General features: G+C 31.2%; 26 protein-coding genes. 9 read left to right on the top strand and 17 right to left on the bottom strand.

Annotated features, from left to right (window positions below):
- Both cobA and RXO53_RS01860 read left to right on the top strand, forming a co-directional pair.
- On the top strand, window positions 1-741 hold the full coding sequence (gene cobA / locus RXO53_RS01865; RefSeq protein WP_410712576.1) for a uroporphyrinogen-III C-methyltransferase: 741 nt from the start codon (window positions 1-3) through the stop codon (window positions 739-741).
- Entirely contained in the window at window positions 726-1,466 is a 741-nt protein-coding gene (locus tag RXO53_RS01860; RefSeq protein WP_410712575.1) for a uroporphyrinogen-III synthase, read from the top strand. Before cobA ends, RXO53_RS01860 begins: the two co-directional genes overlap by 16 nt.
- 46 nt (window positions 1,467-1,512) lie before the next feature.
- Here RXO53_RS01860 and RXO53_RS01855 read toward each other — a convergent pair whose 3' ends face one another.
- The 3 genes from RXO53_RS01855 to RXO53_RS01845 form a co-directional block, all read right to left on the bottom strand.
- On the bottom strand, window positions 1,513-3,132 hold the full coding sequence (locus tag RXO53_RS01855; RefSeq protein ID WP_410712607.1) for an HD domain-containing protein: 1,620 nt from the start codon (window positions 3,130-3,132) through the stop codon (window positions 1,513-1,515).
- Window positions 3,133-3,228: 96 nt separating this feature from the next.
- Window positions 3,229-4,254: a bifunctional phosphoglucose/phosphomannose isomerase gene (locus tag RXO53_RS01850; RefSeq protein ID WP_410712574.1), complete on the bottom strand. Its 1,026-nt coding sequence runs from the start codon at window positions 4,252-4,254 to the stop codon at window positions 3,229-3,231.
- 44 nt (window positions 4,255-4,298) lie between these two features.
- Window positions 4,299-4,658, bottom strand: coding sequence for a hypothetical protein (locus RXO53_RS01845; protein WP_410712573.1), 360 nt, complete (start codon window positions 4,656-4,658; stop codon window positions 4,299-4,301).
- A gap of 127 nt (window positions 4,659-4,785) precedes the next feature.
- Between RXO53_RS01845 and surE the strand changes: the two genes are divergently transcribed.
- On the top strand, window positions 4,786-5,610 hold the full coding sequence (gene surE / locus RXO53_RS01840; RefSeq protein ID WP_410712572.1) for a 5'/3'-nucleotidase SurE: 825 nt from the start codon (window positions 4,786-4,788) through the stop codon (window positions 5,608-5,610).
- Between the two features lie 31 nt (window positions 5,611-5,641).
- Here the strand turns inward: surE and RXO53_RS01835 are convergent, their stop codons facing one another.
- From RXO53_RS01835 to RXO53_RS01820, 4 genes are all read right to left on the bottom strand, one after another.
- Entirely contained in the window at window positions 5,642-6,973 is a 1,332-nt protein-coding gene (locus RXO53_RS01835) for a hypothetical protein (RefSeq protein ID WP_410712571.1), read from the bottom strand.
- 64 nt (window positions 6,974-7,037) lie between these two features.
- Complete coding sequence (locus RXO53_RS01830; RefSeq protein ID WP_410712570.1) at window positions 7,038-8,324, bottom strand: NAD(P)/FAD-dependent oxidoreductase; 1,287 nt, start codon at window positions 8,322-8,324, stop codon at window positions 7,038-7,040.
- 79 nt (window positions 8,325-8,403) lie between these two features.
- Window positions 8,404-8,679 carry a 30S ribosomal protein S25e gene (locus tag RXO53_RS01825; protein WP_410712569.1) on the bottom strand — a complete coding sequence of 92 codons (276 nt, stop codon included), beginning with the start codon at window positions 8,677-8,679 and terminating at the stop codon, window positions 8,404-8,406.
- 44 nt (window positions 8,680-8,723) lie between these two features.
- A complete protein-coding gene (locus RXO53_RS01820; protein ID WP_410712568.1) occupies window positions 8,724-9,158 on the bottom strand; it encodes a DUF2153 family protein in 435 nt (144 codons plus the stop codon).
- Between the two features lie 164 nt (window positions 9,159-9,322).
- Here RXO53_RS01820 and RXO53_RS01815 point away from each other — a divergent pair, with 164 nt between their 5' ends.
- Entirely contained in the window at window positions 9,323-11,158 is a 1,836-nt protein-coding gene (locus RXO53_RS01815; RefSeq protein ID WP_410712567.1) for an aldehyde ferredoxin oxidoreductase family protein, read from the top strand.
- Here RXO53_RS01815 and RXO53_RS01810 read toward each other — a convergent pair whose 3' ends face one another.
- On the bottom strand, window positions 11,159-12,103 hold the full coding sequence (locus RXO53_RS01810; RefSeq protein ID WP_410712566.1) for a transcription initiation factor IIB: 945 nt from the start codon (window positions 12,101-12,103) through the stop codon (window positions 11,159-11,161). It abuts the gene before it with no gap.
- Between the two features lie 209 nt (window positions 12,104-12,312).
- Here RXO53_RS01810 and RXO53_RS01805 point away from each other — a divergent pair, with 209 nt between their 5' ends.
- Window positions 12,313-13,092 carry a GTPase gene (locus RXO53_RS01805; RefSeq protein WP_410712565.1) on the top strand — a complete coding sequence of 260 codons (780 nt, stop codon included), beginning with the start codon at window positions 12,313-12,315 and terminating at the stop codon, window positions 13,090-13,092.
- Here the strand turns inward: RXO53_RS01805 and RXO53_RS01800 are convergent.
- The gene (locus RXO53_RS01800) at window positions 13,089-13,490 is read right to left on the bottom strand and encodes a translation initiation factor IF-5A (protein ID WP_292321032.1); all 402 of its coding nucleotides are present in this window, start codon (window positions 13,488-13,490) and stop codon (window positions 13,089-13,091) included. The two genes, RXO53_RS01805 and RXO53_RS01800, sit on opposite strands and share 4 nt — an antisense overlap.
- Before the next feature lie 258 nt (window positions 13,491-13,748).
- Here RXO53_RS01800 and RXO53_RS01795 point away from each other — a divergent pair, with 258 nt between their 5' ends.
- Together RXO53_RS01795 and RXO53_RS01790 are read left to right on the top strand one after the other, a co-directional pair.
- Complete coding sequence (locus tag RXO53_RS01795; RefSeq protein ID WP_410712564.1) at window positions 13,749-14,216, top strand: hypothetical protein; 468 nt, start codon at window positions 13,749-13,751, stop codon at window positions 14,214-14,216.
- A 38-nt stretch (window positions 14,217-14,254) separates the two neighbouring features.
- On the top strand, window positions 14,255-15,112 hold the full coding sequence (locus tag RXO53_RS01790) for a transposase (protein WP_410712563.1): 858 nt from the start codon (window positions 14,255-14,257) through the stop codon (window positions 15,110-15,112).
- A gap of 69 nt (window positions 15,113-15,181) precedes the next feature.
- Here the strand turns inward: RXO53_RS01790 and RXO53_RS01785 are convergent, their stop codons facing one another.
- From RXO53_RS01785 to RXO53_RS01760, 6 genes are all read right to left on the bottom strand, one after another.
- Window positions 15,182-15,781, bottom strand: coding sequence for a MarC family protein (locus RXO53_RS01785; protein WP_410712562.1), 600 nt, complete (start codon window positions 15,779-15,781; stop codon window positions 15,182-15,184).
- Window positions 15,782-15,803: 22 nt separating this feature from the next.
- The gene (locus tag RXO53_RS01780; RefSeq protein ID WP_410712561.1) at window positions 15,804-16,250 is read right to left on the bottom strand and encodes a DUF2286 domain-containing protein; all 447 of its coding nucleotides are present in this window, start codon (window positions 16,248-16,250) and stop codon (window positions 15,804-15,806) included.
- 128 nt (window positions 16,251-16,378) lie between these two features.
- Complete coding sequence (gene ribC, locus RXO53_RS01775) at window positions 16,379-16,795, bottom strand: riboflavin synthase (RefSeq protein WP_410712606.1); 417 nt, start codon at window positions 16,793-16,795, stop codon at window positions 16,379-16,381.
- Between the two features lie 22 nt (window positions 16,796-16,817).
- On the bottom strand, window positions 16,818-17,516 hold the full coding sequence (locus RXO53_RS01770; protein ID WP_410712560.1) for a 3,4-dihydroxy-2-butanone-4-phosphate synthase: 699 nt from the start codon (window positions 17,514-17,516) through the stop codon (window positions 16,818-16,820).
- Window positions 17,500-18,240, bottom strand: coding sequence for a hypothetical protein (locus RXO53_RS01765; RefSeq protein WP_410712559.1), 741 nt, complete (start codon window positions 18,238-18,240; stop codon window positions 17,500-17,502). The genes RXO53_RS01770 and RXO53_RS01765 overlap by 17 nt, the downstream gene beginning before the upstream one ends.
- Window positions 18,241-18,252: 12 nt before the next feature.
- Window positions 18,253-18,840: a stage II sporulation protein M gene (locus RXO53_RS01760; RefSeq protein ID WP_410712558.1), complete on the bottom strand. Its 588-nt coding sequence runs from the start codon at window positions 18,838-18,840 to the stop codon at window positions 18,253-18,255.
- Window positions 18,841-19,143: 303 nt separating this feature from the next.
- On the opposite strand from RXO53_RS01760, the gene RXO53_RS01755 reads away from it, so the two are divergent.
- Window positions 19,144-19,917, top strand: a complete 774-nt coding sequence (locus RXO53_RS01755) for a DUF2192 domain-containing protein (RefSeq protein ID WP_410712557.1) — start codon at window positions 19,144-19,146, stop codon at window positions 19,915-19,917.
- 56 nt (window positions 19,918-19,973) lie between these two features.
- On the opposite strand, the gene RXO53_RS01750 is transcribed toward RXO53_RS01755, so the two are convergent.
- On the bottom strand, window positions 19,974-21,173 hold the full coding sequence (locus RXO53_RS01750; RefSeq protein ID WP_410712556.1) for an acyl-CoA dehydrogenase family protein: 1,200 nt from the start codon (window positions 21,171-21,173) through the stop codon (window positions 19,974-19,976).
- A gap of 268 nt (window positions 21,174-21,441) precedes the next feature.
- Here RXO53_RS01750 and RXO53_RS01745 point away from each other — a divergent pair, with 268 nt between their 5' ends.
- Complete coding sequence (locus tag RXO53_RS01745; protein ID WP_410712555.1) at window positions 21,442-23,223, top strand: APC family permease; 1,782 nt, start codon at window positions 21,442-21,444, stop codon at window positions 23,221-23,223.
- 8 nt (window positions 23,224-23,231) lie between these two features.
- Here the strand turns inward: RXO53_RS01745 and RXO53_RS01740 are convergent, their stop codons facing one another.
- Window positions 23,232-23,888, bottom strand: a complete 657-nt coding sequence (locus RXO53_RS01740) for a phosphatase PAP2 family protein (protein WP_410712554.1) — start codon at window positions 23,886-23,888, stop codon at window positions 23,232-23,234.
- Window positions 23,889-24,151 lie beyond the last annotated feature (263 nt).

The following is a 24,151-nucleotide window of genomic DNA, read 5'->3' as shown; positions in this document are numbered from 1 at the left end:
TTGAAAGGTAAGGTATATATTGTTGGTGCAGGACCTGGGGACCCTGATTTAATAACTGTTAAAGCATTAAATATTTTAAAAGAAGCTGATGTTGTCATATATGATAGGCTAATACCAAAAAGGATTTTAAATAATTGTAGAAATGACTGTGAGCTGATATACGCCGGAAAATCGCCTGGTAAACATGAAATGGAACAAGAGGAAATAAATGAAATCATAGTCAAAAAGGCTATAGAAGGTAAAAAAGTTATCAGACTTAAGGGTGGAGATCCTTATGTGTTTGGAAGAGGAGAGGAAGAATGTTATTATGTAATAAAACATGGAATAGAATGTGAAGTTATACCTGGAATCCCTTCATTTATAGGGGCATCAGTTTATTCTGGCATACCTTTAACAAATAGAAGCTTATCATCAAGTTTTTCTGTTATAACCGGCAGAGAAGCCAAAGAAAAAAGTAGAAAAACTGTTAAAGTTGAAGAAATAGCAAAATTTAGCGATACAATTGTTGTTATGATGGGCATCTCGACTTTAAAAGAAAATTTAGAAAAAATAGGAAACGCAAGAGGATATGATGAAATGTGTGCAATCATTATTAATGCAACTACTGAAAATCAAAAAGTTATAACTGGGTCAATTAAGGAAATCTTAGAAAGCTATGATAAGCTTGGCATAGAAAATCCTGCTATAATAATTGTTGGAAAAACTATAAATATGAGGGATAACTTGTGGAAAAAAAGTTAGTTTTGTATTTAGGGCCAGAATATCCAAAACACATTAAAGAAAAATTAGAAAATAATGTAGAAATAGTTTTTTTGCCAATATTAAATATAATTCCAATCAATAAATCTTCAATGGACTTCTTGAATAATGTTGATAGTTGCGATTGGATTGTATTTACTAGTCCAAGGGGACCGAAGATATTGGCTGACGATGCTAAAAACAATAAAGTGTTTGATTTAATAATTGAAAAGATTAATAATAAGAAATTAGCTGCGGTAGGTTCAGAAACAGCTAAATCAATTGAAATAAATTTAGGTAAGAAACCTGATTTATTGCCTAAAAACTATACTGGAAAAGAATTGGGAGTTGAATTAGTTAAAATCAATAGCAAGTGTGTTTTATTGGCTAGATCAAGACAGGGTCTAAAAGATATAAATGAGGTTTTAAAAGAAAAAGGCATAAATTTTATTGAGGTAAATCTCTATGAGGAAAGCATAAATTATGAAAACTTATTAAATATAAACGAATTTTTAACTAAAAATAATATACAGTATGTTTTGTTATCATCTCCATTAATTGCAAAAGCTTTTTGCAATTACATCAAACAGAATGATATTACAATAATTTCAATAGGGCCTTCAACTTATAACATTTTAAAAGAAATGTGTTCAAAATTTAATGTATTAATACCTCAAAAATACACGTTAAGCTCTGCTATAGACTTAATTAATAACTTCCCAAGATAATTATGTAAGAGCTAAAATCTCTTCCTATAAACTGGAAAGGGTTAGTTTAGTCCACATCTTTGGCTCTTTCTTCAAACACATTTGATATTTCCTCAGATACAGACTTTCTTATTTCGTTAATTTTATTTCTCAAATTTATGTGGTCGTTTTCGTCATCAGAGTATACATAAACTAGGAAAACCGGTATTGACCCTATTTGAACCAAACTCCTTATATACATTGATTCTTTCCAATTAAATATATTTGAAATTTTCATTATTTTGTCTTCACTTATTATTTCCTCATCATAATAATCTACCTTAGCCGAATCTATATTTAATTTTTTTCTAACAAAATCATTTATCCTATCTCTATCTATTCCTTTAACTAACTTTCTTATGTTTTCGCCAGAAGATTTTTTGCCAAGCTTTTCTAATATCTGGGACGCAATTATCATAACTTGTTCCGGCCTCTTAAATACCGATATTGGTAATAGTTCTCTCCTATTTAGTAAACTTAGGGCCCACCTTTTTATTTGGGTTGAACCTTTTATTGCCGATGCCTTTATTATAACATCCATTTCATCATCATCAAAATAATAATAATCATTAGCTATAGCATTAGATAATATTATAGGGTTAAGGAAATCTGCCAGGTCTATATCTTTATATAGGTCCAGTTTAACATTATCCCATTCATCAGCTAATCCATTAACGAATTTTTCTACAGATTTGCTTATTGCAATTGATTTATGGTGGAAATAAACAGATTTATACATCTTATATCTTGCATCAAATATATCTTCTAACGTTGGCATGCTTTTCATATCTAATGTGATATAAGTTTTTTCTCCATCCATTGCAAGCTTAATCCCATAAATTAGCCTATCGATATCAATGTTTCCATAAACAATACCCGAAGTTAATGCGTCTCTTTGTAAATAATCGAGTCTATCAGCATCAACTATTTCATTAGAGATTATACTTTTTATTATTCGTGCCGCTTCGCTTGTCAAATTAAGTTCGTCCAATACTTCTTTATTATTTTCATCAAATAGAGAAACAGCTGCTGCTCTTATAGAAACATCTAATAATGAGAATTCTGTTTTTTCTGCCATTTTTGATAATTGATCTATAAAATAATATGTGTAGAATTCATGAACTTTACCCCCTTTTTCTGCCAACATAGACAATATATTTCTTAGTTTTGCAGAAACAGCTTCACTTATTTTATTGTCTTCGTTTGAATATGTTAAAAGGTTTTTTATTCCGGACTCTATCATATGGCTAAAAGCTAAATGGCCTAAATCATGAAGCAAGCCTGCTAATCTTGCTACTTGAATAAAGCTATTGTAAGCCTTTTCATTACAAGTAGTAAAAAGAGCTGCACATAGTTTTGAATTATGTTCCGACAAGGCATAGTTTAAAATTTTGTTTGCCATTCTTGAGGCTATGTGCATGCTTCCAAGGGAATGCTCAAGTCTAGTATGTTTAGCCGAAGGAAATACAAGGTAATTAGCACCGAGTTGTTTTATATTGTGAAGCCTTCTCATAAAAGGAGTTTGAAGTATCCAATATTCGCCTGCATTTATTGGTATAAATCCATGGACGCTATCTAAAATCATTGCCTTGTATTGGTATAAACCTTGGCTTTCTTCATTCCCAATTTTATGCACTATATCATACACCAACATTATAATAAATTATCAACATTAATATATTTTTTATATGAGAAAATCAAATTTTATTATATATAAAAATTAATTTATTTGTAAGAATTTTAATTAATTTAGATTAGCCTTTTCAAGCGATTCCTTATATTTCCCAGTTATTGAAGTATCTGTAGGATTAATTCCTTTTAACTTTGCTAAGTAAACTGATACATAACCTGCTAGTAATGTGCCTTGAATGAGCTTTGAAAATAGATTATTACCCCTGGGATTTATTTTTATTAGAGTTGATCCCTGTTTTCTATAAATGTCTTCTAGTAGGTTCGCAAGAATAAAGCACAACTTATCTTTTTCATCTGGTGCAAATAGTATGAATGCTGTGTTTTTCATTTGTTCTACTTGCCATACTACTATATCATTGTGCGCTGATTCAGGATATAGCTCTGATTTAGCTATAGCTTTTGCATTTTCACTGAACTCTTGCCTCCATCTATTAGCTAGCAATTCATAAGGACCACAACCTGATAATATGTAAAGATTTTTGTCAGAAATATTGCTTGCAATATTTAGCCCTTCTCCTCTAGAGGTTCCTCTTAATGATTCTATAGCATCTTTAATTTCATTATCATTTATTAAGTTTATGTTTTGGGATTTTAAGGATCCTAATGTAGAAGAGACCAGCTCTGCTATAGCAGTTCTGGGATAGTATTTTTTATCTATTAAAACAATTGGTGAACCATTTTTCTTAGCTAGCTCTTCTAATTTTCCCCCACTAGTTATAGCTATGACGCTTGCCCCAATATTATATGCTTGTCTTGCGCATGAGAGAGTTTCATGAGTGTTTCCTGAGTAACTAATTGCAACGACCAAATAATCTTTGCTAACCCAGCTAGGTAATGTATCCCCTTTAACTACTTCTATAGGAATATCAATTTTTGAGTTTAATCCCAAAATTCTTATGTAATCCCCTGTTACTCCACTACCTCCCATACCTGATAAAATAACTCCTTTAAATTTTCTTTCGAACGATTTTATTTCAATCCCTTTTTTATAACCTTCCTGTATTTGCTTGGGAAACGAATCATATAGAGAAAGCATTTCTTCAACTTCTTTACTGAAATCTGTCATTTTTTCTCCCATTTATATATGTTAAAATAAGAGAATAAAAACATATGAAAATATTTTTATTGAAGTTTTTTCTTCTTTCCTCCTCTTCTTTTTGGTTTTTGCTGAGATTCAGGTTTTGATTGTTCAATTGTTGTGTTTTCTTTAAGAGGAGTTTGTTCATGAACTGACCTTTTTTCTTCATTTAAAAGTGAAAGCGCTTGGTTTATGTCTTTTACATTCTCAAATTTTTTTGCAAGGTCATTTTCACCTATATAATAAAGCCACATTGCTATATGCTTTTCTTTTATATGGTAATTTACTGCATTGGGATCTATTTTAGAAAGCCTTTCAAGCTCATTTTTTAGTTCATTTACATCATGGGCTATTCCTATGATCCTTTCATAGCTCTTAAATAAAAATGGCTCTTTTTGACTCAACTTTATCGCCTCAATCTTAAAATGTTAATTGAAACTAATATTTTTTAACAAATTACCAATAGGATTAGGTAAACTATAAAAATTTAGCAATACTCTAGTTTATTGCAAATAAGGAAAGGTGGTAAAAATGATAGGATCAGTAATGATAACTAATGACGACGGCATCGAAAGCCCTGGAATAAAATATTTGATAGAAGAGCTAAACAAAAAAGGGTTTGATGTATATGTTGTAGCTCCAAAAAATCAGGTTAGCGGAGCAGGAAAATCTCATTCATTTAATGTTAAGGTCGAAAAATGTGATGTAAAATATGCTAAAAAATCATGGTGTGTTGACGGAAAGCCAGCTGACGCTGTAGCTATAGGAATAAAATATCTTTTAGGTGATGTTAAACCTGATTTGATATTGTCAGGAATAAATATAGGTCCAAATATGGGCTTAATGGATTTCTTTTCAAGCGGCACAATAGGTGGTGCTTTAGAAGGTGTTTTGTTAGGCTATAAGGGTATTGCATCTAGTTTTGGTGTTTTAAGAGGTATAAAAACCAAAGAACAAGATAATTTGTTAAGAAATGCAGCAAAGATAACTGCTGAAATATCTTACCTATTATTAGATATTTTTAAAGAAGAAGAAATAGACTTAATTAACATTAACTTCCCTCCAGTAAATCCGTTAGGAATAAAGGTAACTAAACTCTCTTGGCTTTCAAATATAGATGTTAAAATTGATTCTAGTGAAAATGTTTATCAGGTTTTGGGATGGAAGACAGACAACTTAGAAACGGCTTATGTAGGTGGAGATGAAGGAAGTGACGTAGTTATGGTAAAAAAAGGATATATATCAGTTTCACCGTTATGCATAAAATGTATTCCAGAAAAAATTTCATATAGTAAAGCGTTTGCTAGAATAGAAGGTAGATTAAATAAAATTGAAGAGATTCTACAAAATAATTAAAGTCATCCTTTAGGTCAAATAAATATTGTTTTTAGCAATTCCATTTCATAGACCAAGGAGAACAATATCTGTAAATCAGTATTGATAATTTTATAAGGTCTTTCTTTTCTAAATGTTGCAAACTAGATATAGGACAATCCTCCTTGCATGATATTTGTATGCTTTTTTCATCTATGATTATATTTATAGTATCTCTATTGCCGTATATTTTTATATTGTTATTTAACCAATCTTTTTCTTTTAATGCTAAGAGGTTTATACTAGTGTCTTTGGGCGGTTTTTTAAGTATTATTGATTCTTTAGCCATTTCTATAGCCCTCTTTATTTCAAAAACCGATCCTCTGTTCTTAACGCTAACTTCTCCAGTTAATATTATGCTTGCTCCTGCTTCTATAGACAAAAACGTTGATAATGCATTTATGCCTGTAGTGTCTGCATCTATTAGCTCGGTTACATTGTTTATTCCAATCATTATAGGATAGCCTAAATTAGAGAGTGCTCTAGCTCTTATTAAAGAATCCAAGAATCCGGGGCTTAGAGCAGGATATGCGATAGGATCTAATATTATTTTTAATTTTTCTTTTTTTAGTTTTTCTATATTATTTTTAATTTTTTCATTTATTTCATTGATTAATAATACAGAAACTTTATCATAAAGCCAATCTAAGTTTTCATAAATCGATTTCATAGAAAAGCTCATAAGTATATCTACATCATCCTTAAATTTCTTCAAAATTTCTATGTTGCCATCTAATCCTATGGGGTTTGGAATTGTTTTACTTAATAAATAAATTACTTTCTTCAAGTAATCATAAGATATAGAAGACATTACTCCAAGAATTATTGCATCTGCTCCATCTTCTATATAATTTTTTGCTATATTAACTATATAATCTGCTCCATCTTTTCCATATAAAAAAACTTCAGCAAAAACCATTGGATGATAATTATAGATTTCCAGATTCTTTATTTTGAGCAATGGATTTTCAACTCTATTTTTTAATTTTTCCTCTATAATTAGCTTAATAATTTTCCCATAAATTTTATCAGCACTAACCTTAGGACTAAGCTCTTCAGGCTTTATATGTTTTAGAAGATCAAATAGATAATATGGAGACATTGTTCCCTTGACTAATTTTCCATTGAACTCGCTAAAATCCCATATTATATTACCTGGCAGAATTATAATATCAAATTTGTTTATATAGTTTAAAATCCTATTTATAATTTGCTCTTTACCCATATAATATAAATCTTTAATCTCTAAGTAATGGAAAGAATAATTATCTTTTAGCGAAATATCTGGTTCTGGAAAAACTTTTATGTTTGTTGTTATTAATAATATATTTCTTTTGTTATTCAATTTCGCCCCCATAATGTTATATTGTGTTTAATATAAATAAGATATACTATAAAAATGAACATTTTTATATTATTAAAAATTCTTTTTCTATTATTCTTTTTTCCAGACCTAACCACGATACATCGAATTCCTCTTTATTGAAGAGTTCAGCATAATCTTTTCCAGTTGCAAGGCTAGCTGTAATTCTTCCTATAGAGTCTCCTTTCATAATTCCGCTCCCGCTTGTACCGGCTGAAACTATTAGGTCGCTTTCAAAGGGTTCATATATAACAGGTTGTCCGTCAAAGCTTATATCATAATGGCCAGCCCAAGATGCGTAAGGATTCTTTTCTTTAAATTGTTCGAAATATAAAGATAATACAGGTAATATATTATAAACATAGAAGTTTTCCTCTGGTAAAGGATTATCTTCTACTTCAATTTTTCTTCCTATTTCATCGCTAAGACCTATCCAAAAAGTATTTTCAGACGGGTTAGGCCTAATATAAATACCCTTAGGAATAATAACAAAAGGCATTGATTTTTCTTTATTAAAATTATTTGCGTATAATATTTTTTTCAATTCTTCATTGTCAGCCCTTATTGAAAATATTTGCCTCTTCTTTGGTCTACTATAGGAATCTATACCTATATTGTTTAGATATATATTGCTCCAAGCCCCTAGAGCTGCTATCGTCTTCTTTTTAGATTTTGCTATGGTTCCATCATTTAATCTCACTCCTTTAACTTTCGTTTCTTCCCAAACAAAAGGTTCTCCTTCAATGCCCAAAGGATTTTCTGGTTCTATTATAAATTCTTTAATTCCAATACCAAAAGAAAAGTTCACGTTCTTTTCTTTGAGTTTATAATAATAATAATCCACTATTTTTTCTGGATCTATTATGCCTGCATTTTTAAATAAAAACGATTTATATATATCGCCTGCATTAATTAGGCTTGATTCTTCTTTATCTTCTACATGGGTTTTAATCATAAGATTTTCTTCTAAAAAGTTGCTTTCTATTTCTGAAAATTCTATGTTTAGCTTTTCTGCATACTCTAGGCCTTTTTTTAAGTTATTATATCCTGTCTTGTCTAAAGAAAATAAATAGCCTACAAATTTCATGCCTAGATCAAAATTTTTTACATTTTGTAAATATGAATAAAATTCTATACTCGATTTAGAGAGCATAATATTCAGTTTGCTAGTAAAAGCAGATCTAAAGGCTGCAGCGCTTTTTGAAGTATCCCCACTTCCCGGTCCATCAGCTTTATCAACTATCAGTATTGATGAATTCTTGTCTTGCTCAGATATATAATAAGCTGTTGCTAAGCCAACTATACCGGATCCTATTATTACATAATCAGGCATTGACTATACACCTTCCATAGGCAGAATGCAATTAAAGAAGAATATAAATAAATTCCAGTTTGTAATTGTGTAAAATTTTTTATTCTTGTTTAGGTATATATACTGGATTTCTTCTGCTAGGGGAATAGAGTTTTAAAACCCCTTCTTTTTCGAGTTGTTTTAATAATTTTCTAGCTGTTGATATAGCTATGCTGTAATTACTTGCAAGCTTGCTTGGTGTAATATAGTTTACCTTAGATAGATCTTTTTTAACCTTTGCTAGTAATTCAGGACTTATTTCAAAAGCACTTACTTGCTTTTTTTCCTCTTTTGCTTTCGCTTGTTTGCCTGGTTTTTTCTCAACTTCTTTTGACACTTAAACCACCTAAAAGAATTTATAGAAATTTGAGTTAAAAAGTTTTAAAATGATATAGTAGTTGCTCCTCTCCCTTCTTCCCTTCTTTCTTCTCCAATTTCTCTAAATCTTGCAACTAATGGATTTAGCTTTCCATCTCTTGATAATTCGTCTAACATTTTTCTCATTTGAGATGTATGTCCTATATCCATAGAAATAAGCTGTTGTAGTATATTTATTGTTTGATCCCATACCTGAACTAAAAGGTCTTTAGATGCATTAGTTGTAATAAACGGATCTTGGAGCCAGTCATCAAAAGCCTTTAAAGTTCTTATCATATGATTAAATGCAATTCTTGTATGTACTATTATATCTAGTCTATCAGACTCCCTCACTTTTGGATAACTGTCTTTAAATGATTCTAAGACAGCTTGTTGCATAGATATCCATCTATCAAGATTCTTTAAAAATTCCCCTATATCTTGCCTGTACTGAGACACTTTTTGCACCTCAATATCTTTATATAGGCTAAGCCTATTATTTTCAGATATTTCCCAGTTATTTTTAAAACTTTAATTTTACTTATAAAAAATGGAAATAAAGTTGATTTATAGAAACAAATATTAAAATCTTCAATTCCTTTTAATATAGCTGGTGGTTTTACATGAAAGGATGGAATGGAAAGATGCTGTGGATAGATTTGAGCAAAAAAGAAACAAAAACAATAGAATATCCAAAGGAATGGGCAATGGAATACATAGGGGGCAGAGGTCTCGCGATAAGAATTTTATGGGAATATAATAAGCCCGGAGTTGATCCGTTTTCTCCAGACAATTTATTGATATTTGCTATAGGTCCATTAACAGGAATGCCTATTCCAAGCAGTGGAAAGCTACAGGTTGCATCAAAGAGTCCCTTAACCGGAGGTTATGGAGACGGAAATATAGGCACGCTGTTTTCAGTAGAGATGAGAAAATCGGGGTTTGATGCTATAGTTTTTTATGGTAAGTCTGAAAAACCTGTTTTGCTTAATATCGAAAATGACAAAGTAAGTTTTGAAAGTGCTGATGATTTATGGGGTCTTGATAGTTGGAAAACTGAGGAAAAGTTAAGAAAAAGATTTGGTAGGTTTTCAGGTATGGTTGAAATTGGTCCTGGAGGAGAAAATCTGGTAAGATTTGCAACAGTAATGAGCCAAGAAGGAAGGAGCGGAGGAAGGCCTGGTATTGGAGCAGTTATGGGATCAAAGAAGATAAAAGCTGTTGTAATTAAAGGGACTAAAGGTTATGATTTATTTGATGAAAAGAATTTTAAGATAGAAGGAGCAAAGGCTTTAAAGGAAGTTAGAGAAAGACCGGGATATAATTTCTGGATGAGAGAGGGTACAATGGCAACAATAGATTGGGCTCAAGAAGCAAGCGTTTTACCTACATATAACTTTAGTGAGGGAGTTTTTGATGAGTATAAAGGTATTGACGGATATACTATGGAATCTTTGAAAGTAGATCAGAGAGGATGTCCTAATTGTAATATGCAGTGTGGAAATGTAATAATAGATTCCGAAGGTAACAAAAGCGAACTTGATTATGAAAATGTTGCAATCTTGGGAAGTAATCTAGGGATTAATAGATTACAGGACGTTGCTGTTTTAAACACTTTGGCTGATAAATATGGTATTGATACAATAAGTCTAGGAGGAGTATTGGGCTGGGGAACAGAGGCAAGCCAAAAAGGTTTGTTAGAAGGAATTGATGGGAGAAAGCTTGAGTGGGGAGATTTAAAACTATACAGGGACTTGGTCTCTGAAATAGCATTTAGGAAAAGTGAACTAGGCAGCTTACTTGCAGAGGGTACAATGCATGCTTGTAATAAAATTGGTGGTTGCGACTTCGCAGTTAATTCAAAAGGATTAGAGGCGAGCGCTTATGATTGCCATACAGCACCAGGTATGGCATTAGCTTTCTCTACTTCTCCTATAGGTGCACATCATAAGGATGCTTGGGTCATAAGCTGGGAAGTTCAAAATGATAGATTTTCATATAGTAAAGAAAAGGCCGCAAAAGTTATAGAATTACAAAGAATTAGAGGAGGAATGTTTGAAAGCATAACTACTTGTAGACTCCCATGGGTTGAAATAGGACTAAACTTAGATCATTACCCATTACTATTAAGCTATGCAACTGGCTTAAAATACACATATGATGTTATATATGAAATTGCTGATAGAATTTATGCTTTGATTAGGGCATTTTGGATTAGAGAATTTAATGCGTGGAGCAGATCTTATGATATACCACCTGAAAAGTGGTTTAAAAAACCATTAACTAAAGGTCCTTTAGCAGGTGGCAAATTAAGTTACGATGGTTATAATCAGTTATTAGATTATTATTATGATTTAAGAGGATGGGATAAAAATGGAGTTCCAACAAAAGAAACTTTAAAGAAATTAAATTTAGAATTTACCATACCTACGTTAGAAAAAATAGTTAAATTGAATTAATTAAGATAATTTAGAAGCCGCTTCTCCTGCAATTTCTTTATATCTATTTCTTACTGTAACTTCAGTAACACCGGCAACGTGAGCTACTTCTTTTTGAGTTCTTCTTAATCCATGTTTAAGAGCAGCTAAATATACTGCAGCAGCTGCTAAACCGCTCGGATCCTTACCTGCTGTTGTCCCTTTGCTTCTTGCATCTCTTAATATTTTTATTGCTTCTACAGTTACATAGTCAGGAAGTCCTAATGCACTAACGATTCTATTTACAAATAATTCTGGTTCTATAACGGGTATATCGACTTCAAGATCTCTTACCAAAAGCCTATAGCATCTAGCTATTTCTCTTTTAACATCATTGTCCTTTATAGATAAATGTTTAGCTATTTCGTCAATTGTGCATGGGATTCTAAGTTTACGGCAAGCAGCATATAACGTGGCAGCAACAACGCTTTCTATGCTCCTACCTCTTGTTAATCCCTTTTGGGTAGCATCTCTATACATTTTTGATGCTTCTTCTCTGACCTTATTTGTTAATTCCATATGTGTAGATAATTCATCCAATATCTTTAGTGCTTGATTAATATTTTTTTCTAAACTACTTAGAGTTCTTCCCATTCTATAACTACGTTGTAATCTTAGCATATCTATCCTTCTTGATAGGCCTCTGATCTTTTTACCGCTCCCTTCATGGAAGCTACCTATATAGACATCTACTCCCATATTTGGTTTGCTTAATGATAATGGTCCTCCTACTCTAGTTCTTCTTGCCTTTTCATCCGGTGTATATGCACGCCATTCTGCTTCGTCTCCAATAACTTGTTCTTCTATAACTTCCCCTGTTTCTAAGCAAATTCTAGCTCCCATGTTAGCATCGTAAATTATCTTGTCAGGCGGGCAATTTACCTTAGACTTAGATTTATCCTTACCAGAATCCTGCTTTTCCGACATGCATTTCACCAAGCCTTTTAAACTTTTCCTACTTATAAGTATAACGCAAAGTTTATATATTAATATTATCTTTTTTATAATATGTTAAGAGTATTCTTTAAATTTAAAATTATTAAATAATTACAAAATATTAAACTCTTTACAATAAATATTTTTATAAATTCTAATAACTACAATATTTTTATAGAAAACAAAAGTGTGAATCTATTATGATATTAGCAAGTTGGAGAGACGTAGCAAGAACAATTAAAAGATCAGATATTGTAGTAGAAGTAGTTGATATTAGGGATCCTATTTCAACTAGAAGCAAGAGAGTTGAAGAAATGGCAGAATCATTTAATAAAAAACTGATACTATTATTAAATAAGTCTGATCTAGTTCCATATAATATAGCAGAAAAATGGAAAGAAAAATTTACTTCTATAGGAATCGATTGTATTTATTATTCCATATGGAGAAAAAAGGATAGATCTCTTCTTATACAAAAAATAGATAGTTATTCTAATGGTAATGGAACATTGGTTTCATTGATTGGTTATCCTAAAACCGGGAAATCAAGCATAATAAATTCTATAAAGGGAAAGAAAAGTGCACCAACAAGTCCAATTCCAGGTAGTTCTGGCTATACAAGATCTTTCACTTTATATAAGATAAAAAATGGCATTTACTTTTTAGATTCTCCAGGGGTAATGCCAATAGAAGGAGGGTTTCCTGAATCTATAATACGAGGTAAAGGTGTTGATGAACTAAAAGATCCCGTTAAGCCAGCAGTAGCTCTTATAGAAAAGATATTAAAATATAATCCTAAAGCCTTTATAGAAGCATATAAAATTGATGAAAAGGATCCTTATAAGATACTTGAACAACTTGCTTATAAAAGAATGTGGTTATATAAAAAAACTAAAGAACCCAATATAGATGAAGCGGCAAAAACAATAATAAGGGATTACCATAAAGCTAAAATAGATTTTTATGTTTTACCTGACTAGCTCCTAGTTCTAACTATTTTTGCTTTACCCATTATCAACCAATATTCAACTTCAACTCCCGGTTTAAGTTTTTCTAAAAGCTCTGGTTCGTCGTTTGGTTTCTCAACCTCTATCGTGTCATATGATTCCATATCCATTATTTGTAAATTGTTTCCTAAATCTGCTAGCACTTGTCCATTCTTTTTCTCTATAATTGGAACTTGGACTTGGGTATCTGTGGGTGCAACAAGAGTTTTCTTTTGCCCAGTAAATAAGCTAACTGCAACTACATGCGCTTTAGCACTGCCATGCTTACCTGTTTTTGCTTTTGTTATTTCTACTACCCTGCAAGGTTCATTATCAATCACTATATAGCTTCCTTTTTTTAGGTCGCCTAATGTTGCAAACTGAACGCTCATTTTTAATTCACCCTTTTACCGAAAATATTATGTAAATCTCTGGTTTAAAAATTAACGTTCTTTTAGATTTTTTATTAAGATGTCCTTAAATACTATAAGGTAGGATTAATTTATGAGAACACCATTTTTATGTCTATACAAGATTTTGCAGCTCGTTTAATAGTGATTGATATTGAGAACAGCAAACCTAGCCCCTTCTTGGGGCGGGGTAAAATTTTTTAAATCAAAAATACTATTTCTATTTGAGATGCTCTCCAGATGCCTTTGTCTGGTCAACTCTTAAAACATGAGGAGCGGGAGCCGATTTCTCCAGCAATACCAGATGAAGGTATCTACGAAGTTAATTATACAAATAAGAGAACAAATGTTATCCGCCTTTTTCCAAATGGTTTTCAGGAAAGGAAGCTCAGAAGGCTAGCTAATATCTCATCAAAGCTCTTCAATGAGTTGAACTATGAGAGGAGGCAACAGTTTTTTCATGAAAAGAAAGTAGACTTCAATAAAACATGGGACAAATACTACAAAAAGTATAAGGAAGAGCTAAAAGTTAACGCTCAAGCAGTTATGCAGAAGAATAATGAAGCTTGGTCATCTTTCTTTTCTTTAATAAAGAAAAAAAGAAAACAACAAAATCATATTAAGCATATAAAACCACCAGGATATTGGATTGATAAAGATACTAAAAAGAGAAAGCTTTTACTTGTTATTAGACAAGATATGAAATAGATGGAGTTAATCATAAAATTATTCTAAAAGATTTCAAAATGGAAATCGATTTTGCTGGTAGGTTAAGGTGGTATGGTAAGCAAGGTAGATTAGAGATATATTATGATGAGACTGAAAATGCTTGGTATGCTTCAATACCTGTTGAAGTAGGTGTTGAGAAAACTAAAACGGGAAAGGAGAGCAAATATATTATTTATGGTGAAAGGAAGGCAATACGAGTTGAATTGCCTAAATGTAACAAGGTCGCTTCAATAGATTTAGGTATAAATAATTTGGCAAGCGTAGTATTAAACGATGGCACATGGTTTCTCTACAAAGGTGTTAGGACTAAGGAGGACTATTTTTATTTAGAGAAGAAGATAGCACAAGTACAATCCTTAACGGATAAGACAAAAAACATTGGTGAATATGAAGCATATGATGAATTATTAAAAGAGAAGAAAAGGCTTTTTAAGAAATTAACCAAAAGACTTTTGCATTTATATAGGAATTTAGCATCTCACCTAATGAAGAAGTTACATGAATTAGGTATTTCAACCATTTATTTAGGTTATCCATTTAACATCTCTCAGGAAAAGGGAAACAAATTTACGGTAAATATATGGTCTTATCGTAAATTAATGGCAGCAATTGAACTTAAAGCACAAGAATATGGCATTAAAGTATATGAAGTTATAGAATATAATACCTCAAAGTATTGTGCTTATCATAATGTAGAAGTTAAAAGAAATCCTAGGGGAGTAGTAAGTTGTCCATTAAAACATAAACTTCATTCTGATTTAAATGGGGCTTTGAACATATTAAAGAAAGCAGCAGGTAAAGTCTTAGCATCAATAAAGAAACCCCTATCTTTTATTGTAGAACATAACAGAGTAGCACCCATAAAAGGGGTGTAACCCTCTAGACCTCAGGAAACTCGCCCTTCAGGGCGGGGAGGAGGTCAGAGATTTAAATACAACTTGCTGTTATATTAGACTCATAATAGAAGCCCTTATAATACTAATTGCAAAGCCTGCTAATATCAAGCTCATAAATTTATCCACCAATAGAGCTCCATGTTCTCCTAGAAGCTTCATTATGTATTGACCGCCATATAAAATTAAATAAGCAAGAATGATATTTACAAATATGCTTATTAATGCTATTGGATATCCGTATGAATATCTTATATATAGTACTGTTGAGATACTTCCTGGTCCAGCCAATAATGGAGTAGCCAATGGAACTATGGCTTCTTTTTCAATATTCTCAGGAGTATTTTTTGGAGCACCTATTTCTATGTCAAAAAGGCTAGAAATTGCATATACTAATAAAATTAATCCTGCTGCTATTCTAAAATCATTAAAGGTTACTCCTAGTATTTTAAATACATATTCACCTATTATTGTGAATGCTAATAGCATGAAAACTGCAGCTAGTATTAAAGTTCTTAGAAATTTAGGCCTCTTATCTTTTGGTAATAAATTTGCTGTAGGAATATAAAACGGTATTACAGTAAAAGGATCCAAAACTACAAAAAGCATTATAATAGAGTTTACCAAATCGTTAATATTAAATAGCTCCAAAATATAGGCACCATCTTAATGTTTATTCTTCTCCTTCTTCATCTTCTTCCTCGATACCTTCTGGTGAAGTCTTTTCGCTTGTGATTTCAACGGCTTCTTTTTCTAACTCTGTTTTTATATCATCATTTATATATGGAGAGATTAAATATATTTTGTGTTCAACGTAGTTATCTTCTCCAATCATCATGTTTTCAAAACTTATTGTATAAATTGGGAACCTAGCTATAGCTTTCTCTGATGTCCTGCTCAAAGTACCAACATTTCTTAATATATCGACAAGCTCTGGATTTAATGGTAATTGAAGTTCTAATTCTCTTACATCTCTTAATACAATAAAGTCGCTTATTTCTGGATTCCATTCTTTCATTGCATCCTCGCTTTTCTTTTTAATAATTTGATCTAGTTCTCCTTCCACAAGTTCACTTGAAACTATTTTGCCCATTTCTGATCTTATTATTATAACTTTCATTTCTTACACTCTCTTCAAGCGTTAATACAGTTTTGCTGGTTTAAATGTTTTAATAGAGTCTAGACTTTAGTTATTATTAATATTTATAAATCAAATTTATGTCCTAAAGGATATAAAAATTAATAGTTTTATAATGGTCCTGCATTTTCATATCCTTGCCTGATACCTTGGCCAGCCTTCTTTACTAGGCCTTCTCCTCCTTCTTTAATTAATATTGCTAGATTTTCTGCATGTGCCTTGGCCCTTTCTATTGCAATTTTTTTCAATTCGTTCGGGTCGTCGCTTTCGTCTTCATGAACTGTAACATCTATAATTATTTTTCCAGATAATATGGATAGCATAACTAATCCAACTGATAGAGCTATATAACTGTATTTATCAACCTGTTTGGATCCAACCCAACCTAGTGTTATAATGCCATCACAACCATAGTCTATTAATCTTTTTGCCTCCCCAGGTAGATCTTTTATTCCTGGAACCGTGTGTCTAATTATAACATAATCAGTGAGCATATCTTTTAGAACCTTAAATGCAATAGATCCCATGTCTACCCTTGCAAATGTTGTATCAATAACTCCTACACATTTTTTCTCCTTCACAGGCTTCTAACACCTCTTTACCGCTTATCAACACGTAACCCATTTTTCTAGCATATTTTTCAGCTTTTTCTAAACTTAACGAAATGCCAAAATCTAGCATTTCTGCAAACGTAGTTGCTGGTTCCATTTTTGCCAATAAAGATAACGCTATGCTTAACTCTGTATGCCCCTTTCTTTCTTTTAAGTCTCTAGCTGCTAATAATGGAACATGACCTGGTGCTTGAAATTCTTCTATAAATTTCTTTACTGCATCTTCTTTTCTTCTCTCAATATATAACTTAACTATTTTATAGAGTTCATTCATAGTCAATGCTCTATCGTTATCGCTTATTCCAGTTCTAACATTAATGTGATTTACCCATATTGTAAATGCTGGCCTGTCTTTATAGAATAAGAGCTTTTCTGTTAAAGGCTTTAAACTTGGTATTTTAGCTATTAATTCATCTCCCCACACCAATCCTAATCCTCTTGCTATTTCCCACGATGTGGCAAAGCAAATAAGTCCACCGGCTTCATTTCTTAACTTATAAATAGCGTCTGGATTAACATTTGAAGCATGATATACCATATCTATTTCACTTTCTCTATTTGAAGAATCATAAAGCAGTATAGGATTACCTGCTTTCCAACTTTCAATAGCTTCTTCAATGCTATTTCTTTTTTGCATTTGTAGTCACCAGCGCGGCACCTAGCGTCAAAAGTGATAGTGCTAACAAACTATAATATATTATATTATAATGTTTGTTATTATTTTGTGTTAATTTTAATATATTTGAATTATTTAATATTATTACATTACTTATATTATAACCTTCACTAGTATTAGCTAAATAATTATTAGCTGGGATTATTCCAAAGATTAAATAAAGGGTAGCATTGTCTGAAAATTGATATATTGTCCACGATGTTTGAGAAAATGAAAGTAAATTATTTAATGGGGTATTCATGTTTATTTCAATAATAGAATTGTTTATATAATATGTTTGATTTATGCCAGGTATATTTAGAATGCCGTATTTTTTAATGGTTATATTAGAAATTCTTAAAGATGAATCATTTGTAAATAAGAGAAGGTATGCATCAGATCCATTATTATAAAAAGTTAAGTTTTTAATCGATGTAATTAACCCTTTTTCAAAGATTATGAGTATATTTGAATTATTTAAATATATATTTGTAAGATATGTCCCATTTATAATAATATTACCTTCATATATTCCATTGCAATATATTGAGTATAGTCCATAGTTAAACTCAGTTCTGCTATTATTGTTTATTTCTTTTATTGTGCCCTGTTTCGAAAGTAATACTGAAATGCTTGCATTTGCAAATAATGTAAATGGAACTAAAAAAGTTAATAATAAAATAATGAAATAAGCTATTAATTTCATTTTGAATCAGCTTTAAATTATAGATGCAACAAGCTCTGCTATGGTTCTGGTTATAAATGTCTCTATAAAAGCAGCTACTGCTAGCATTATAATAGAAATGATTAAAATTCCTATTGAGTATCTATACATCTTTACAGGACCTTTCGAAATTAATAAAACAAAAGTAGATGCTACTAATGTGACGGATGGTATTTCTATAACACCGTGAGGTACTAATAAATAAAATAAAACTAATGGAGGGTTAGAATTTGCACTAGGTAGAACAAATCCAACTAATCCGCCATTAAACAATACTATTAATATAGGTATAACAATTGTTATCGATGATATCCATGTTATTAAAGCAGTTTTGGCATTGTTTCCAAATATTATAAAATATAACAGATACTCATTATTACCAATTCCAAAACTTTGGGCTATTTGTCTAATACTAGATTCTTGACTTTGTAAATATTGACCTATAAATGATTGCATTATTGCATTATAAGAAATTACTATTGCTATGCCTGCAATTCCAAATATGGCTATTAACAATATCCATGTCTTTCTTAGGCTTTTCTCATTTATTAGCAAATCAATAGCTTCATCTATTAAACTCAAGCTGATCACCTATGAAATATCTTCTAATATTTTTCTGCCAATTTTTACAATTGAAAGCCAGCTTATTATAATTATATCTTTATTTCATTATAGCAATCAGCTTTTTCTTATTAATAAGGATTTAAAAATTTTCAAAAAATTTTATTAAAATTTTAAAATATATTAATTTTATATTTATAATAAAAGTATTTTTTAGTGAATATTTTTTATATGCTCTGTTTAACATATATTATGTTGAAGAGAAGTGGTAGGGAATAAAATAAGCCTCTTGTTAGAGGTAATGATATAAAAAAGGTGTAATCAATGGATAACGAAGGTAAAGATTTAAAAAAAAGAAAATCCATATTAATGGATCTTTGGAATGATATAATAACTATGTGGGAAAATAATTCTCAAAAAGTTACTAGACAGTATATAATAGAGAGATTAAAGAACGAATATAATAAAGAAAAAATATCGCCAATAAAGGGGGCATCAGACCCAAAAGATATATTTGATAAAGAAATGGCAAGTTTATATGTATTAGGTAAGTATGGTATGGGATTTGAAGTTCAATATCCAGATCTTTTTGATTCAATATTTGGGCAAGAAATTAAAATGGATCAAGTAAATGAAATTTTATTATCAGATAATTTGGATGGGGTAAAAGATAAGATATTAGCTATAGTTGGTGATATAAACGGGAATTCTATAGCAAAGATAATGAGGCTTGGTTTGACTAAGGAATATTTTGGTTTTATAGATCAGAAAACTGTTGTAAAGCTCTCTGAATCTCTTAGAAAGGCGTTTCCAGAACAGAAAAATGAAGTTAACAAATATATGAGGTTTTATGCTGCGTTTAAAATATCAAAGGCAATTGATGACGGAATAGTGAGAAATAGAATAACGAAAGAAGCTTTAAAGCAAGCATTGGCTATTGAATTAAATATAGATAAAAAGCAAATGCCAAGAGATAAATATATAATTAAGATAGCAACAGATGTTTTCAATATACCTCAAAAAGTACTAAAGCGTGTATTTATATATAATCAAACTAAAAAGTTTGACAATAAAAAAGGAAGAAACGATAAAAATTAGTTCAATAAATTTTTTAATTAAAAAGTAAGTATAATAATTTGCAAATTTATTAATATTTAGATTTTAAGCCCAAACGCTTGTCTCACTAGCTCTCTGGCTATTGTTAATCTTTGTATTTCATTAGTTCCTTCATATATGGTTGTTATTACAGAATCTCTTAAATACCTTTCAAGTCCCATTTCTTGATCTACTCCATATCCTCCATGTATTTGTACTGCTTGCCTTGAAATCCATTCAGCTGCTTCCGATGCAAAAGATTTTGCAAGGCTTGCGGCAATTATGAATTCGCTACTATTAGAATCTGCAAGGCTCGCAGCCCAGTAAGTTAATAATCTTGAAGCTTCCAATTTCATATACATTTCGGCAATTTTTTCATCTATCATTTCAAAATTAATTAATTGTTGTCCAAAAAGTTCTCTTTGCAACGAATAGTTTAATGCTTTTTCAAAGGCAGCTTGTGCTATACCAACTGCTTGAGCTGCTATGCCTATTCTAGTATAATCATACGTTGATACTATAACCTTAAATCCTTCGTCCATTTTGCCTACGATGTTTTCTATTGGCACTTTTACGTTATCAAAAATAACCTCATATGGCTGTTCTCCTCTCATTCCTAAAACTTTAAAATGCTGACCCAATTTCACTCCTGGCCAGTCTTTCTCTACTACAAAAACTGTAATTCCCCACCATCTTTTGTTTTGTTGTGGAGGATTAGTTCTTGCGGAAACTATAAAGTAGTTTGCCTTTTCTGCTCCGCTTATAAAGACTTTTCTTCCGTTAATTACATAATGGTCGTTTTCTTTTTCTGCTTTAGATTGTATCCCTGCTACATCGCTTCCCCCACTGGGTTCGGTATTTGCGTGGGCTCCTTGGGCTTCTCCCTTTGCTATTGGAGTAATATATTTTTTCTTAAGTTCCTCGCTACCAAATTTTAATATAGGAACTCCAAATAGGTGATTTACTCCAACAGCAACTGCAAGGCTTGGTACTATCCTTGCTATCTCTTCCATCAAAATAGTGGTCATTAATTGACCTCCACCTTGGCCTCCGTATTCTTCAGGAATTCCTATACCAAAGAATCCTTGTTCTCCCATGAGTTTAAATATTTCCTTAGGTATTTGGTTTGTATCTTCGATTTCTTTCCATTTAGGCTCTACGTTTTTCTCTAGAAATTCTCTCACTGATTTTCTAAATAATTCATGCTCATCCTTTATATCTATCTTAAAGTTTTCTATGCTTTTGAATGGGAATACCATACCCACCACCTACACTCCATATAAATTAGATGTAAAGGGTATAATATTTGCTTATTTTCAATATATTCAATATGTAATCTTTTATATCTATATTAATATTTTATTCTAAGAGTTAATAAATTTAAAGATTACTTCTCTTATTTCTAATAATAAGGATTCTAAGGAATCAATTTAGGTTCAACTATATATTTATAATATTTATATTTAAAATTGATATTAAAAACTTAAATATAGGTATTATAAAAATATCTTTCGGTGAAAAAGATAAATGCGGGAGAGTAGTGAAGGGTCTCAAGTTAAATTAAGAAAATTCCTAACATTAACTGACATTTTCATGCTTTCAATAACTGGTATGATAGGATCTGCATGGTTATTTTCAACCGTTGGCGCTTTGTACTACGCTGGTCCAGCATCTATTTTTACTTGGATTATAGCAGGGGTTTTCTTTATTTTTATGATTTTTGGATTTGCTGAGCTAGGAGGATTATTTCCATTTTCTGGATCATTAGCTAGATATAATCATTACAGTCATGGAATATTTAGTAATTACCTATTATCTTGGGCATATTTCTTGGGTGCTGTTACAACAGTATCAGTAGAGGCTATAGCTATAGTTACTTATGCAAGCTCGTATATAAAAGGGCTTGTTGGATCTAACGGCCTATTAACATTGACAGGTGTTTTACTAGCTGTTGGTTTAATATTACTTTTCACTATAATCCAATTAGTCGGTATTAATGTATTTGGATGGTTTAATAGATTTATTACAGCATGGAAATTATTAATTCCTTTAATAACAGTCATACTTCTTTTGTCTTTATATTTTCACCCATCAAATTTAGTTTCTTTAAAAGGAGGGTTTGCTCCCTACGGCACTTCAGCAATATTTGCTGCTATGGTACCTTCAGGAGTAGTTTTTGCATATGAAGGGTTTAGACAAGGATTAGAATATGCAGGTGAAGCAAAAAATCCACAAAGAGATGTACCATTAGGAACAATTATAGCTATAATAACTGTGATAATTTTATATGTTTTGCTGCAAATTGCATTTACAGGAGGTATAAATTGGACAGCAGCTGGTATAACTCCGGGTAATTGGACAGGTTTATATGATGCATGGCAATCACATCCTTTTTATAGCGAATTAGTAGCAACAGGAGTACCACTATTATTGATATGGGCTTTTATATTGCTTATAGATGCAGCTATATCACCAGCTGGCACTTTAGCAGTGTATACTGGATCTTCAGCTAGGAATATATATGGAATGGCAAGAGTAGGCTATATACCACAATTTTTGGCAGGAATTCACAAAAAATTCCAAACACCATGGATTGCAATTTTAATAACATTTGTCTTGGCTGTTGCCTTTGTATTGCCAATACCTAGTTGGTATTATGTCGTTAGTCTAAGTTCTTTATTAACTGTTTATAATTACTTAACTGTTGGAATCACAAATCATGCCTTAAGAAATATTGCCCCACATTTAAAAAGGCCTTATAAAGCCCCTATATGGTTTATAACGTATCCATTAGGATTTATTGCTGCATCTATGTTGGTATATTGGTCTGGTTATTCTTTAATAAATACAGTAATTATAGCTGTAATTGCAGGATTACCATTAGTACTATATGGTCCTTATAGGAAAAAATTAAACTTATCGTTATCAAAAGTAATTATCTTATCAATAATATTATGGGTATTGCTTGCTATAATTGTTGCAGGCAATGTATATTCATGGGGAATTTTAAGTCAGTTCCCAGTTTATTGGACTCTTTTATCTTTGCTTCAAATAGGAGTTATGGCATACTTATATAAAGAAAGCCATCATAGGAGTGTCAGAGCGACGTGGTGGTTAATAATATTTAATATTTTATCTGGCATAATATCATATTACGGTTCATTAGGACCATCTCCGATTATACCCTATCCATATGACTATTTAGTATTTGCCTTAATGAGTGTAGTAGTTTATTTCATTGGAGTTAAAACCGCATATTTAACTCTTGACTTAAAAGAAATAATAGATAAAGGATTGCCTGAAGAATAAAATTATTTTTATCTTATACTTAATATTTTTATTTTATAAAAAATTTTATTATATATCTTTATCCATACATTTTCTAAATTTATTACGAGTAATGAAGACCAAAAAGCAACTATAATACCTGCTAATAAATCGCTAAAGTAGTGTACTTGCAGAGCGAGCCTGGTATACATAATAATTAGAGCATAGATCCACGATAAGTATTTTATTTTGGTGTTTTTTGTTGATTCGAAGACGTATGTTATATAATAAGCCAATACCCATACTCTAACAGTGTGTCCCGATGGAAAAGAAAAATAATCAGCATTTATTATTGAAGTTATTATAGACCAATGAGGTTGTATTTGATAAGGTCTTGGTACCATAGTAAAAGCTTTTATGAATAGAGTAGCTATCATAGACACTAATATTGCTATAATAAAACTTACGACGTTCTTAGAAACTCTTTTTCTTTTTATGGCTTGTCCAAAATATAATATGGCCATATAAACAATAAAAGCCTCAAGGCTTGCAGTATCAGTTATTATACTTATTATTAAATTATTTTTTAAATTAATGTGTAACAAAAAATAGTTATTGATTGCTGAAAAAGCATTAAATTCTTCTAGGATAATAATTAAAGCTAGGACAATTGTAGTAATTAATAATTCTAGCCTTATTTTTTTCATGATCTCCCCTATGTAAATCTTAATTTTATATAATAAATGCCTTACTCTTTTAATTTACAAATCTAATTTTTCCTGCCCTGATTTTTTTTGAGATCTAGAAGGTTACACCCCTTTTACGGGTCCTACTATGTTGGTCATCCGTTTGTTCCTACACTTTCATTTCAATCATTTTATCTTCAATCATGATCAAGTGTAGGGACTTAGCCCTCAACCACCCACTTGTGGTAGGTGGGTCATGGGACTCCTTCGACCCCAACGGCACG

The sequence above is a fragment of the Caldisphaera sp. genome (assembly GCF_046536515.1).
In the GTDB taxonomy this organism is placed as follows: domain Archaea; phylum Thermoproteota; class Thermoprotei_A; order Sulfolobales; family Acidilobaceae; genus Caldisphaera.
This window is presented reverse-complemented; position numbering and strand designations above follow the sequence as displayed.